Source organism: Ulvibacter sp. 2210JD10-4 (assembly GCF_058148525.1).
In genome coordinates this window covers 1-13,603 of sequence record NZ_JBYVJZ010000002.1, presented here as the reverse complement: position 1 = coordinate 13,603, position 13,603 = coordinate 1, and the positions used below count along the sequence as shown (strand labels likewise).

Annotated in this window: 13 protein-coding genes and 1 tRNA gene; 5 read left to right on the top strand and 9 right to left on the bottom strand. The window is 36.3% G+C overall.

Annotated elements, in window-relative coordinates; all coding sequences use genetic code 11:
* Positions 1-115 precede the first annotated feature (115 nt).
* Positions 116-1,807, top strand: a complete 1,692-nt coding sequence (recJ, locus tag ACY2RT_RS05755; protein WP_490154946.1) for a single-stranded-DNA-specific exonuclease RecJ — start codon at positions 116-118, stop codon at positions 1,805-1,807.
* 76 nt (positions 1,808-1,883) lie between these two features.
* A complete protein-coding gene (locus ACY2RT_RS05750; protein WP_490154945.1) occupies positions 1,884-2,498 on the top strand; it encodes a peptidoglycan-binding domain-containing protein in 615 nt (204 codons plus the stop codon).
* Positions 2,499-2,522: 24 nt separating this feature from the next.
* Here ACY2RT_RS05750 and ACY2RT_RS05745 read toward each other — a convergent pair whose 3' ends face one another.
* The 4 genes from ACY2RT_RS05745 to ACY2RT_RS05730 all read right to left on the bottom strand — a co-directional run bounded on the left by ACY2RT_RS05745 (position 2,523) and on the right by ACY2RT_RS05730 (position 5,738).
* The gene (locus ACY2RT_RS05745) at positions 2,523-3,278 is read right to left on the bottom strand and encodes a UDP-2,3-diacylglucosamine diphosphatase (protein ID WP_490154944.1); all 756 of its coding nucleotides are present in this window, start codon (positions 3,276-3,278) and stop codon (positions 2,523-2,525) included.
* 31 nt (positions 3,279-3,309) lie between these two features.
* Positions 3,310-3,759, bottom strand: a complete 450-nt coding sequence (locus ACY2RT_RS05740) for a 6-pyruvoyl trahydropterin synthase family protein (protein ID WP_490154943.1) — start codon at positions 3,757-3,759, stop codon at positions 3,310-3,312.
* Between the two features lie 122 nt (positions 3,760-3,881).
* The gene (locus ACY2RT_RS05735; protein ID WP_490154942.1) at positions 3,882-5,216 is read right to left on the bottom strand and encodes an MATE family efflux transporter; all 1,335 of its coding nucleotides are present in this window, start codon (positions 5,214-5,216) and stop codon (positions 3,882-3,884) included.
* 15 nt (positions 5,217-5,231) lie between these two features.
* A complete protein-coding gene (locus ACY2RT_RS05730; RefSeq protein WP_490154941.1) occupies positions 5,232-5,738 on the bottom strand; it encodes a GNAT family N-acetyltransferase in 507 nt (168 codons plus the stop codon).
* Positions 5,739-5,871: 133 nt separating this feature from the next.
* Here ACY2RT_RS05730 and ACY2RT_RS05725 point away from each other — a divergent pair, with 133 nt between their 5' ends.
* The 3 genes from ACY2RT_RS05725 (at position 5,872) to ACY2RT_RS05715 (ending at position 7,105) form a co-directional block, all read left to right on the top strand.
* On the top strand, positions 5,872-6,669 hold the full coding sequence (locus ACY2RT_RS05725; RefSeq protein WP_490154940.1) for a universal stress protein: 798 nt from the start codon (positions 5,872-5,874) through the stop codon (positions 6,667-6,669).
* Between the two features lie 129 nt (positions 6,670-6,798).
* Positions 6,799-7,041, top strand: coding sequence for a GIY-YIG nuclease family protein (locus ACY2RT_RS05720; RefSeq protein WP_490154939.1), 243 nt, complete (start codon positions 6,799-6,801; stop codon positions 7,039-7,041).
* A tRNA-Ala gene (locus tag ACY2RT_RS05715) sits at positions 7,032-7,105 on the top strand. The genes ACY2RT_RS05720 and ACY2RT_RS05715 overlap by 10 nt, the downstream gene beginning before the upstream one ends.
* Before the next feature lie 61 nt (positions 7,106-7,166).
* Here ACY2RT_RS05715 and ACY2RT_RS05710 read toward each other — a convergent pair.
* The 5 genes from ACY2RT_RS05710 to ACY2RT_RS05690 all read right to left on the bottom strand — a co-directional run bounded on the left by ACY2RT_RS05710 (position 7,167) and on the right by ACY2RT_RS05690 (position 13,292).
* Complete coding sequence (locus ACY2RT_RS05710; RefSeq protein WP_490154938.1) at positions 7,167-7,685, bottom strand: hypothetical protein; 519 nt, start codon at positions 7,683-7,685, stop codon at positions 7,167-7,169.
* Positions 7,669-8,874, bottom strand: a complete 1,206-nt coding sequence (locus ACY2RT_RS05705; protein WP_490154937.1) for a PilN domain-containing protein — start codon at positions 8,872-8,874, stop codon at positions 7,669-7,671. The genes ACY2RT_RS05710 and ACY2RT_RS05705 overlap by 17 nt, the downstream gene beginning before the upstream one ends.
* Complete coding sequence (locus ACY2RT_RS05700; RefSeq protein WP_490154936.1) at positions 8,874-10,985, bottom strand: type II secretion system protein GspD; 2,112 nt, start codon at positions 10,983-10,985, stop codon at positions 8,874-8,876. The genes ACY2RT_RS05705 and ACY2RT_RS05700 overlap by 1 nt, the downstream gene beginning before the upstream one ends.
* A gap of 4 nt (positions 10,986-10,989) precedes the next feature.
* Positions 10,990-12,390 (bottom strand): GspE/PulE family protein, encoded by a 1,401-nt coding sequence (locus ACY2RT_RS05695; protein WP_490154935.1) that lies wholly within the window; start codon positions 12,388-12,390, stop codon positions 10,990-10,992.
* Between the two features lie 491 nt (positions 12,391-12,881).
* Positions 12,882-13,292 carry a type IV pilin protein gene (locus ACY2RT_RS05690; protein ID WP_490154934.1) on the bottom strand — a complete coding sequence of 137 codons (411 nt, stop codon included), beginning with the start codon at positions 13,290-13,292 and terminating at the stop codon, positions 12,882-12,884.
* Positions 13,293-13,603 lie beyond the last annotated feature (311 nt).

The window sequence follows — 13,603 nt, the reverse complement described above, 5'->3', positions numbered from 1 at the left end:
TTGAACACTTCATTTTTTTGGAGGAAAAATCCTACCTGAAATAGGAAAAATCCTTTTTTGAACTAAAATGAATTTGTATTTTTACAGACCTCCCCAATAACCCCTTCTAGGATACATGCGCTGGACATTAAAACCGAAACCTTCCCCTCAAAAAATTAAGGAACTTGCCAATGCTTTAGGAGTTGAAGAAATAATAGCTTTATTATTACTGCAAAGAGGGGTTGAAAGTTACGAGGAGGCTAAAGACTTCTTTCGCCCAAGTTTAGAAAAGCTACACGACCCTTTTTTGATGAAGGATATGGATAAGGCTGTGAATAGGATCGAACAGGCTATTTCTAAGCAGGAAAATGTACTTATCTATGGCGATTATGATGTAGACGGTACTACAAGTGTTGCTTTGCTTTCTTCCTATTTAAAAACCTATTATCCAAATGTGGCAACGTATATTCCGGACAGATATGATGAAGGATATGGTATTTCTTATAAAGGAATTGATTTTGCTGCAGATAATGATTTTTCGCTGATAGTTGCCTTAGATTGTGGAATAAAAGCCATTGAAAAAGTAGAGTATGCTACTAAAAAAGGAATTGATTTCATTATATGTGACCACCATCGTCCGGGAGCCAAACTTCCAAAAGCAGTGGCGGTTTTAGACCCTAAAAGAGAAGACTGTGACTATCCTTACAAAGAGCTATGTGGCTGTGGAGTTGGGTTTAAACTCATTCAGGGCCTTTCAGAAAAAAGAGGTCAAACGATTGATGATCTTCTTTTGTATCTCGATTTAGTGGCTACTGCGATTGGAGCCGACATTGTTCCAATTACAGGAGAAAATAGAATACTTGCATATTACGGTTTAAAAGTGATCAACTCTAATCCTCGCACCGGATTTAAAGCGATCCTAAAACAAGTAAAAAAAGAAACGCTGACTATTACCGATGTCGTTTTTATTATTGCTCCGCGTATTAATGCTGCAGGCCGGATGAAACATGGAAATCATGCAGTTACCTTATTGACCGAAACCAATATGGATACTGCAATTACATGGGCATTGGAAATAGAACAGTTTAATACGGATAGAAAGGATACCGATAAAAAAATGACAGAAGAGGCGTTGCAGAAGATCATAGAAAACAAAGAAGAGAACAGGGTGACAACTGTAGTCTATGATGAAAATTGGCACAAAGGAGTCATTGGTATTGTGGCTTCACGATTAACAGAAACGTATTATCGCCCAACATTAGTATTCACTAAAAGTGGCGAAAAACTGGCTGCCTCTGCGCGCTCTGTTCGGGATTTTGATGTCTATAATGCTTTAGAAGCTTGCTCTAAATACATTGAGCAATTTGGCGGGCATAAATATGCTGCGGGACTCACATTACTGGAAAAAGATTTTGAAAAATTTAAAACTAAATTCGAAAAAGTAGTTTCTGAAACAATAGACCCTAAATTACTTACGCCTGAAATTAAAATTGATGTTGAAATTGACTTAAATGATATTAGTCCGAAATTTTATCGGATCCTGAAGCAGTTTGCGCCTTTTGGCCCCGGAAATATGACACCAGTATTTATGACACAATATTTAAAGGATACAGGCTGGGGAAAATGTGTAGGGGAAGACAAAAACCATTTGAGAATTACTGTACGTCAGGGAGACTCGCCTCAATTTACCGGGATTGGTTTTGGAATGGGGGACAAAAAAGATCTTGCCTGTAGTGGAACCCCCTTTAAAGCGGTATATGCTATTGATGAAAACGAATGGCAGGGAACCGTAAACCTTCAATTAAAATTAAAAGATATAAAAGCCTAGCTAATGAAATCTCATTTGACCTTCTTGGTTACAGATGTTTTCTTATTTTTATATTAGAAATGAACTATCGCATATTATGAAACAAATTATTATTTTCTTACTTATTGTGATCATTGCAATTTTAGGCTACAATCAATACAAAAAATACAAGCGATTTTCCTTTTCTGAATACGAATACAAAATTCCGGAAACCATAAATGCAAAAAAAACAGATAAGGCTTTATTGTTGGATTATTATGAAGCTGTTGAAGCATTAAACGGTTATGTAATTACCCAGTGGAGCTCTCAGGAGATTGATGTTAGAAATCCGGGTGATGACGATGGTGAAATTGTAGCAGCAGCTTCAGAATACCGGAAAAAATTGGCAAATGTTAAGTTCTACGAAGCTCAGCTTTTGGATTTTTCAACAACAGAAAATCCGAAAATAAATCTTTCAGAAGAGGAAGAGAAAAACCATTTCATTAAAAAAATATTCTATAGTGACCCTTCCGGGAATACGTTAAGTTTAGGTGAAAAAAGTGCTCTAATATATGAAATACAAAGGCTCTTGAATCAAAAAGGAGATTCTATACGACATGATGGTATTTTTAGAGAGGAAACATTTAATTCTTTAAGATCTTTCGAAGAAAAGAATCATTTGTATCCAGATGGGAAGCTGGATGCCTTGACACTGGAATATTTATTGAAGTGAGTTAAAACAAGACCTTATAAAATGTTATTCAAACTTTTTCAGCTCGAAAACAGAACCGTCAAAAACACCATAGGTATAATGGCTTATCCAATCGCCTAAATTGAAATAGGTTGAATTCTCGCCTACTTTTATTTCCATAGGTAAGTGCCGGTGCCCAAAAATAAAATAGTCATAATGTTTATTTTCCAGCTTTCTTTTAGCGTATTGTGCTAACCATTCGTTTTCTTCGCCCAAAAATTCCTTATCATCTTCCCCGGAAATTAATTTATTTTTTACGGAAAGATATTGCGCCAAACGCATTCCCAGCTCGGGATGAAACCAGCGAAATAACCAATTAAAAACGGGGTTGGTAAATACTTTTTTCATTCGCTTATATCCTTTATCACCAGGGCCTTTGCCGTCTCCATGACCAATGAAAAAAGTTTTATCATTAAATATAAATTCTTTAGAATCCCGATAGGTTGGAATGTTAAGCTCTTTTTCAAAATAGTCTCGCATCCACAGATCATGATTCCCTACAAAAAAATAAATAGGAACACCACTATCACTTATTTCGGCTAGTTTTCCCAATACACGAACGAAGCCCTTGGGCACCACCGTTTTATATTCAAACCAAAAATCAAACAGATCACCTAACAAAAAAATAGCTGCAGCATCGTCTTTTACAGTATCTAACCACCGCACGAATTTCTTTTCACGTGGACGGCTTTCAGTGTATGAAGGAGCACCAAGATGGTTGTCGCTAGAGAAGTAGATTTTTTTTCCTTGCGGGATTTGCATAGTTCAAAGATAATGAAAAGGTTGTATGGAATTAGTTTTCCGAAGCAAACCATTCTGCATAACTGGTTTCGGTTTCCTGAAGCCTTAGTGAATGCAACCGAATGCTTTGTGGAAGCCGGGCCTTAATTTTTTCTGAAAAATCAATTACCATCATTTCACTGGTGGGTTGGTAATTTACCAACAACACATTGTGTCCTCTATTTTGAAGTTCTTTAGCCAATTCTACATGGGGTGTATTTTTATTGAATACGGTAGCATGGTCAAAAACATCTACAACTTCCTCCTTCACAATTTTTTTCAGGTCGCCAAAATCTATGACCATACCATATTTTACATTTGTGGTATCGCTAATGGGTTTTCCAATAACTGTTACGGAAAGCTTATAACTATGGCCGTGTACATTTCGGCATTTACCGTCGTATCCATATAAAGCATGTCCGGTTTCAAAAGAAAATAATTTTGTAATTCGAATATTGCTCATCGCCTTTTTTTGAATTTATTGTAAAGTACTACAATAATCAGCAGTAAACCAAGGACTAAAAAAAGGCCGTTTCCGCTTAAAAATTGTAAAACATCCATCCCAGAAAATTTTTGTAAATGTATTTAATTTTCAACTAAAGGAATGTATTTTCGTCTAAATTTGATCACCAGTGCCAAAGCTCTGTAACCTATCCAAACCAGAATGGCTAACCAGATACCAATCAAGCCCCAGCCCATATATTTTGAAAGATATAACACAGGAATAAACCCAATTAGAGTTGCTCCCAATAAAACATTCCGGAGATAACTCATTTCTCCTAAACCTTTAAAGATAGCATCTAAGGTAAAAGCAAGAGCATTTAACGGCTGACTGATTAGTACCATAAAGAACATACCATAAAAAATAGCAAGTACTTGGGGATCTTTGTTGAATAAAAGGCCTAAGGGTTCGTAGAAGATAATTCCGAGAACAATAAGTAAAGCTGCTATACCCAAATTATAGAGATTTACACGTTTTGTAAGTTTCCATAAGGACCCATAATCCTTGGCCCCTAATAATTTTCCGCCTAAAATATTACCTGCAGCGCCATATCCATCAATAAAGAAGGCGGTAAATAACCAAATATTTATAGCAATAGCATGTGCTGCTATAAATTCTTTTCCCAGCCCGGTAGCCTCTCTTACTGCTAGCATTAATGCAGCGTTTAAAGCCAGAGATCTTATAAAAAGATTAAAACTCATAGTAACCAGTCGATAAATTTCCGGATGAATTGGAAAACGTAGCCTTAAGGATACTTCTGTTTTCCAAAGTAAAAAGACAAATGCCAATAGTGCCATTACCGCCTGTGAAATAAGACTTGCCCATGCGGCTCCTTTAATTCCCATTGCAGGGATATAGTCCTCAACCCCATAGACAAGAGCAAAATCCAATCCAATATTTATCAAGGCTCCCGAGGAAGCAATAATCATAGGCCAAAAAGTATTCTGTAACCCGCGAAATAATCCAAAAACAGCAAAAGTGAATAAGGTCAATGGGAAACCCCAGACGCGGATGTTATAATAATCAATGCTATATTCCAGAATAATACCTTCTGCATTTAAGAGGGTAAAGATCTCTTCTACAAAAAAATAGGTAGAGAATAATACGACGATACTGAGGATAATGTTGAAATAAATGGCCTGGGCAGGAAAATTATGCAGTTCTGTAATTTTACCTGCACCCAGATTTTGTGAAACAATAGCCGAAATAGCACTTCTGCTTTGTGCCAGAATCCAGATAAGCATAGAAAGAAAGGAACCCACGATTCCAACTGCTGCAAGGGATTCTGTACCAAATTGCGGAATATTCCCTACAATTGCTGCATCTGTGCTGGAGAGTACAGGCTCTGCAATCCCCGATAGAATTGCAGGAATAGCAAGTTGCTGGATACGTTTAAAGGAAATATCGGTTTTTCGCATCTTAAGGATACAAAATTAGCTATTCAAAATCAGTTCGTAACAATAAAAAGGATATTTACTTTGCTTCGGAAAATAAATGTTTCCCAGACGTTGATACCCACGTGCTTTGTAAAATTTCTGATTGCGTTTGTTTTGACTGAAGGTATCTAATCTAACAGAGGTGATATCATTTTCGACGGCTCGGCCTTCAGCAAAATCCATTAATTTTCTGGCATAACCTTTCCCCTGAGAATTTGGATGTATTGCAAGGCGGTGGATGTAATAATGACGGGAATCTGCTGTTAACCAATCAATTTCGTTGTATTCTACATCTTTTTCAGAAGAAATAACGATGCAACCTACAATTTCATCAAAGTCTAACAGAACATATAGCTCATTTCGTGTAATGTCTTTTTGAAATGCTTCACGTGTAGGGTAGTGTTCGTTCCATTGAAAAATGTTTTCAGAAGCCATTTTCACGGCACAGGCACGTGTAATTTGCATAATTTCATCAATTTCTAAAGGTTTCGCGTGCCGAATCATATTTAAAGAATTAATTTTGCAACGAAATTAAAGGTAATTGTTTTATGAATGAATCATGGAGGAAGGATATTTTATTCACTCCTCTAACATTCAGGCAAATACCATTTAACAATTTTAAAATAATAAAGTACAGATGAAAAATATATTAGTTCCTGTAGGGTCTACACATAATGGGGTTAATAATTTACAATATGCTGTAAATTTTGCAGCCATGACCGGCAGTACCGCAACGGTTTACCTTATTAATTTGTATAAAGAGTTTTCGAAGGTAGGAGGATTGACCAAAGTAAATCAATTGATCATTGATGATAACGAATCTCAGTTGAATGAAGTACTAAACCAGGTAGATACCAAAGGAGTGAAGGTAATTGCAAAACCTGTTAAAGGGGATCCTTTTGAAGGGATCGCACGGATATCAAAACAATTGAATATTGATTTGATCATTTTATCTCCGCAGAGTATTGACATAAAGAATGAAGTGTATTTAGGAAGTACCACCGGAAAGATCGTAAAGCAAACAGATATCCCGTTACTAATTGTACCCAGAGACTATCTGTTTAGAAAATTTGAAACGATTTTGCTGGCTTTTAAAAAAGGTCATTTTGAAAAAGCAGGAGTTCTAGACCCTTTAAAAGAAATGATGCATTTGTTTAGCTCGAAACTTAATTTACTACAAGTAATAACTCCGGATGCTCAAGAAGATAGAAGTATTGATGAAGGTCTAATGCAATTACAATCTTCTCTTAAGGTCACTGAAAATGCAACTATTTTTCAAGGGGTCTTAGAGCATTTTCAGTCTCATAAACCGGACATGCTTTGTGTGCTAAGAAGGAAACGAGGTTTTTTCCAGAAATTATGGGAAAAGAATACAGTTTTGAAGAAAGAGTTTCATACGAGTATTCCTTTATTGATTTTAAAAGGGCGGGAATAAAAAATTTAGTATTTTAGCCCTTCTTAAATGGGGATGTAGCCCCGCCAGAACGATTCTGTCGGGCTGGTCAGCTGGCTACCCGCCCTTACCGAACGGCACGTTCGGGCGGGGAGCGCGAATTGATTAAGAATGTATTTTGTTTACATTTTATATAGCAGTAATTTTGTCCGGAATTATGTTGGAATGACTGCTGACATTGAGAAAAGATTACATGCGGATAATAGAGGATATGTACGGTCAACGAGTTCGTTTGTACCATGGGAATTGATTCATACTGAAGAATATCCCTCAAGAATTGAAGCAAGGAAACGGGAAAAATATTTAAAATCTGCTGCCGGAAGAAGGTGGCGCAAAAATAATCTGGGGATGTAGCTCAGCTGGCTAGAGCGCTTGACTGGCAGTCAAGAGGTCGTGGGTTCGACTCCCATCTTCTCCACATTTAGAAAAAATCCATACGAAAGTGTGGGTTTTTTATTTATACTCGGTTAGGGAAATCATTATTCCGACACAAAACTTTCAACGATCACAAAGCATTCCAGATAATCCTTTCGTTGCCGGTGGTTTCTCTTTTTTTGGAATGAAACATGAGAGATCTTACCAAAATTGTACGTCTGCTCCAGTTTGTAGATTACTTCGAGCAATTCATTAAAACTACCCTGAAGGGTAAATTGATAGGAGGCCAGGGGAATATTATTTTCTGAAGCTATATGTGGTTCTTTAAAATTGGTTATGGTAAACGATTTTCCGGTTGCTTCCTCATTCAGAAATTCTAACAGGTTATTCTGTACAGAGATATTTTTAAAATTGTTTTTGTTTAAAACCGAATCTGCAAACTTTTCCCGTTGATGTAATGAACTGGAAAGGCTTGCTAAATTTTCAAAACCAATAGACTGTTCCTTTAGAGTATTCAACTCCCTTTTAAGAGCAAAGGTTTGTGAAAAAGCTAACTGATAGGTGATAATAAGACCTATTACAAAACCAGCTAAAAGGAGTATATTTTTATTCTTCTGCGTCATTCTTTATTTGTATGCTTATCTCAAACTCTGCGACCCTGCTGTTCGTTGCACCATAATTAATAACAGTTATTGTTTTAATCCAATTCTTTTGTTCCATTGCTTCGATCCACTTTGAGAATGCTCCTTTATCGTTGCTCTCTCCGGCAACTGTTATTTTATCGGCTTTATATTCGATCTTTTTATCCGGCCGAATAGCGCGCCCTAAAGGTTGAAATTCAATAGCACGGAAAAGAATTGAAGCGGGTCTTTCAGCAACAATTCTATTGAGATAAAACGAGCTCTTGGAATTACCACTGGTTAAAATATTAGTAACCACTTGCTCTTTTGCTTCAATTTCATTGATTCTCGCTGCAAAAGTTTCTTTCTGAGCTTGTAATAATTGCACTTCCTGTGAAAGAGACTGCTGCCGGTTATAATAAGAGCTGAAAAAAAGAAAATTTATGAAAAGCAAAACAAGCAAAATACCAATACCTGCCACTAAGCCTTTTTTAAAGAACGCTTTTTGACTTTGTAATTCCTTAAGGTGCCTGTTTTCCTTATTGAAATTGGTTAAACCTTCTTCATTTTTGATATAATTGAATAACCCCGAAAGAGGAAGCACGTAGTTAGACGGTACATTTATATCTTCAATGGCATATGTATGGCCGGAGCCTGTTTTTTCGCCAAAAGAAGCAATGGATGTATTTTCTATGGAAAACCGATGTCTGGAAGTGCTTATTTCACTTTCATTTATAAAAGGAATCAAATTTGAAATAGTGCTAAACCCTAAACTAAATCCTATAATTGTTATTTTTTGATCTTCTGCTTCTTTTAGAAGCATATCTATATAGTCTTTTCTGCAAACAGCGATAAAACATTTAGAAGGCGTTCTTAAGATCTCGTAATAAAAATCTGATAGGGCCAGACCCGGAAAAGCTTGGGCAAGCACCTTTTTATTATTACTATCAAAAGGTGTTTCTTTTAGTAAGACGTTATTGGTATTTACAATAAGATAGGCATGTTGGTTTTTTGGCAGTTTAGCTGAAAGTTCTGAAAAAGAGGAGGATTCAATAAAATCTAACTCTTTAAATTCATCTTTTTTCTTTTTTGCAGCTACCGCAAATAATTTTTCTTCATCTGAAACAGAAGCAATTTCGATACTACAAAAAGTAGTTCCGTAGTTCCAATATGATTGTATCCCGGAACGCATTAATTAATAATGGTTGGTTTGATCATTACATTTAAATTTCGTTTTGTAGCTTCCTTTCTTCTTTGGCTAAAGAACCATTTTATAATAGGAATCCTTGCTAAAAAAGGGACTCCTGAACCTGAATCATCTTTTTTAACGGACTCTATTCCGCCAAGAACCACTACGTCCTGATCCTGCATTCTGACTATAGAGGAAAACTCTCTGCTGGTAATCCCCGGAGGAGCGTCCTCTGCAATTCGTTCTCCATTAAAAGCAGACTGTAGTACCTGGATATCTAAAGTAATCTGGCCATCGCCTGAGACAAATGGCAGGATCTCCAGTGAAAGTTCTGCATCGATAGGATAGTAATTTCTTATTTCGGAAGTTTGAGGAATCTGTGATCCGTAAAAGCTTTGACTTGTTACTGCATAATAAGTGGTCTCTCCGCTGGACAAAAAGGCCTTATGGCCATTGATGGTAGTTAATTTAGGCGTAGACCTTATTTTTAAGGTGCCGGCAGATTCCATAGCTTTAATATCCAGATAGAAATTAGGAACTACCTTTCCTATATTCAAAGCTCCAAAACCATCAAAATTTCCAATGATTTTATTTACGTCCTGTGCTCCAATGGTAACATCGCCATTAGGGAAAAATTGTCCCTGAGTTTGTACGGGTTTATCACCAATACCAAATGAAATTCCGGTTTCGGTAATTGCACTTCGATTTACTTCAATGATCATTACTTCAATTAAAATAACCGGAACCGGTTTGTCTATAAATTGAATGAAATTCTTAAATCGTTCTACCTTTGCTCCCGGGCCACTAATAACAAAACTGTTCAGCTCCACATCAACTTTAATGTCCAGTCCTTCTTTAATGTCATCGGGGATAATTTCTTCGATCGAAGTTAAATTAGATTCTGTATTTGGCCGTGTATTGTTATTCAGCCTGTTATTCTGGTTTAGATTATTCGGGTTTGTATAAGGGCTGGTATTATTTGTATTAAAATTGTTTCTTCCCGCTTTTCTTTCTCCACTGCCGGATGGGTTTTCAAGTAATTGAATTGAGCGATGCATCATGGTAACCAGTTCCACCTGCTTTAGCGACAATTGATCTTCAGTTCCAAAATAATAGATATTGCCTTCCTTTTTATAAGTAAAACCTGAGCTACCACCATTTGAAGGATTGGCAGAGCCTCCATTTGAAGGACTTACGGCACTTTCAAATATTTTATCCAAAAGCATATCAAAACCGATATTGCTTGCTTTTACCGTTGCGATTCCGACATTATCCAAAGAAGAAGCAGTAAAAATATCCAGCTTCAGATCTTCCCCTATGGTATAGATCACATCTGCTATGGGTGTATTCTGTAAATCAACTTCAACTTTTCGTTGTAGCGTATCCAGGATCTTATAATAAAAATTTGCACTTTTCCTTCTGGCCGGTCGCAGGGCATTCGTTCCGTTTCCTGTATTGGCAGCTTCTTCTGCGTATGCTGCGTTAAAGACATAGAAACCATCTCTCGATTTGTTTAAAACTAAATTATTCGCTTCAGCTAATTTAGCTAAGGCAAGATCAAAAGGAACACTATTTATATAAATGGACAGTGGTGTTGATTCGATCTCAGGAGTATACAAAAGATTTTTTCCGGAGAGATCCATAACTTTCCTGAAGACCTTGTCGAGCCGATCATTTTTAAGGTCAAGGCTGAGGTTTCCATTAGCAACAGAGAATATAGCATTTATTTCTTTCTCTTTTTGCACCTCCGGGATTTCTACATAGGGATGTATTGATAATATATTTCCGGTAAAATCAATATCCAGATTGTATTCTTTTACTAAAAAAACAAGTATATCCTGAACAGAGACATTGGAAAAATTATTTACAATGGTAATATTATTTAGGTCGGGAGAAACATTGATGTTTAAACTGTGAACTTTTGAAATTGCCAGTAAAAAATTGGAAAGTGTTGTTTGAGAAATATTTATATTAAGTGCTTCATCGAGACCGGGAGTATCAACTTTTAAGAGTTCTAATTGATTTTTTAAAGTATTAATTCTGGAAGTGTCTTGAGAAAATCCTTTTCCAAAAAACAAAAACAAAATTAAAACCGAAATGAGTATTCTTTTCATAAAACTAGTTTGCAAGGATGGAATATAATTCTTCAATGGAGGTCTCTCCCGAAATTATCATTGCCACGGCATTGCTTTTTAAGGTATTCAAGTTATTTGCAGCAAGATAATCATCTATTTGCAATTCATTATGCTTTATTGCTGTTTCCAGATCTTTGGTAATGGGGATGATCTCATAAATAGCTTTTCTCCCGTCATATCCGGTAAAATAGCAATGATTACACCCTACGGGAACAAAGTGTTTTTTTATACTGTCCCTTTCTTTAAAGCTTTCCGGAAAAACTTCAGCAGAGGCTGTAACTTCTTTTTTACAATGGTCACAAAGCTTTCTAACCAACCTTTGTGCAACACTCATATTTAAGGTAGAAGCCAAAAGGTAAGGTGCAACTCCCATATCAATGAGTCTTGAGATAGTCGCCCAGGCCGAATTGGTGTGTATGGTAGATAGCACTAAGTGACCTGTTAAAGCTGCTTTAATGGCCATATTGGCCGTTTTATCATCTCGTATTTCTCCTACCATGATAATGTCCGGGTCCTGTCTTAAGAAAGTCCGTAGCGCGGTAGGAAAATCAAAACCAATATCTTCTTTTAACTGTACCTGGTTAATTCCGTCCAGCGTATATTCTATAGGATCTTCAATGGTGAGAATATTTGTCGCTTCTTTATTAAGCAATTTTAATGTACCGTATAAGGTGGTTGTTTTCCCGGATCCTGTAGGCCCGGAAATGAGCACGATCCCATTAGGCATTTTTACGCCTTCCAGATACAACTTTAATTCTCTGGGATTAAACCCCAATTCTTTCAGCTCTACCGCCTGAGCATCTCTTTTTAAAATCCTAAGCACCACTTTTTCGCCGTATAATGTTGGCATGGTAGAAACCCGGATGTCAAAATCATCTGAAGCAGATTTTACCGTGATCCTTCCATCCTGAGACAATCGTTTTTGAGAAATATCCAACCCGGCCTGAATTTTTATTTGATTGATAAGTTGGGGGTATTCATTTAAAGGGATGTTGTATTGTTCTTTTAGTTTTCCATCTAAGCGAAAACGTACCCTGCAATGATTTTCATAGGCTTCTAAATGGATATCACTACTATTAAAATCTTTTGCTGTCTGTAATAATTGTTCCAGGAAATTGGTGCTGTTCAGTTCCTGAACTTCTTCGGTGATTTGGCGATAATTATAGGTTAGATACGACTGGATATTTTCTGTAGTTTCTGAAACCAACTCCGTTTCAAAGCTTAACAGAATGGCAAGTTCTGAAGCAAGGGATCTCAAATCTGAATGGTCGGTTTTCAGCATAACAACAGCCCCCTTTTTTTCAACCGGAATAATTCTATAGTGAAATGCCTGATTAGGAGTAATTAGTTGTTTAAGCGCTACGGGAATTTCAAATTCTTTCATCTACAAAATATAAACGGGATGGTAAAAACCTGTCCAATGAATAATATATACAGCCATTAGGAACAGGGACATACATCCGGCAAGGGGAGCTTCTTTTTGCCAGGAAGGCGATATTTTTTTAATAATTATATGGAAAACGAATGTAAACAAAATGGAGAAAACAAAGAAATTAATAAACGTAACTGTTGGAAAAGAAACCGCGAAACCGATAAAAAAAAGAATGTCGCCTAACCCTAAAGCTTCTTCTAAGAACTTCTTTTTTAAAATAAACCTTGCAAAAAGGTAATTGAGCAAAAGGACGATACCAATTACGGCAATATTTATGAGGGCAGAAGTGATAAAGAATTCGGCAAACGTACTTTTATAAAATAAATAACCCCCACAAAGGGCAAATATTGGAAAGAGAAAGGCCCAAACCTTCCGGTCTTTAAAATCCTGGTAAAAAATGAGTGTTAGTGATAGTAACAAAAAGCATTTGACAATGAGGGACATTAGTCTTTTGTAATTTCTTTAGGATTTCCGTTTTCGTCTATTTCCCACACATTAAAAACACCATCGCCGTCAAAGTCTACGATCGCTTCAGCCCTAGCTTTAAAAGTAGTAGTTGTAGATTGTATAATCTCATAACTGTAATTAGCCGTTCCGCCTTCATTAACTGTTTTTGGTGCTTCAAAATCGATCTCATTGAAATCCATCGAATATTTAGAATTTATATAGCGGTATTGGGTTTGCAGGTTCGCAATATGTTTAAGTTGGATCTTTGCTTCCTGTGCTTTTGTTTTGGAGATCAACGGCATAAATTGTGGCAGGGCCAGTAATAGTAATATTCCTATTATTGCAAGCACCATAAGCATTTCATTGAGTGTAAACGCTTTGATTTTATGTAGTCTTATTTTTTTCATTTTTAATTCCTTTACTGCTCATTAGCTATCTAAGAGTAAAGCAAAATGGTTTCTACAAAGGTATAACTAATATTAATTGAGTTTAAAGTTTAACGTTAAAAAAAATCACAGTAGCTAGCTGTAAATCAGCCAAAGTATCATTCTTTTTATCGAAAACATAACGTAGGATGTGATACCCTACCACATTTCGTTTAAAATAAAAAAAATAGCTTTGAACTTTCCCCTTTTAATTAACATCAGGCCTGTTTTTTGGCATGATGAAATACAATTTTAAAACATGATCTATGTCATATGATATGGAAAAGAAAGCG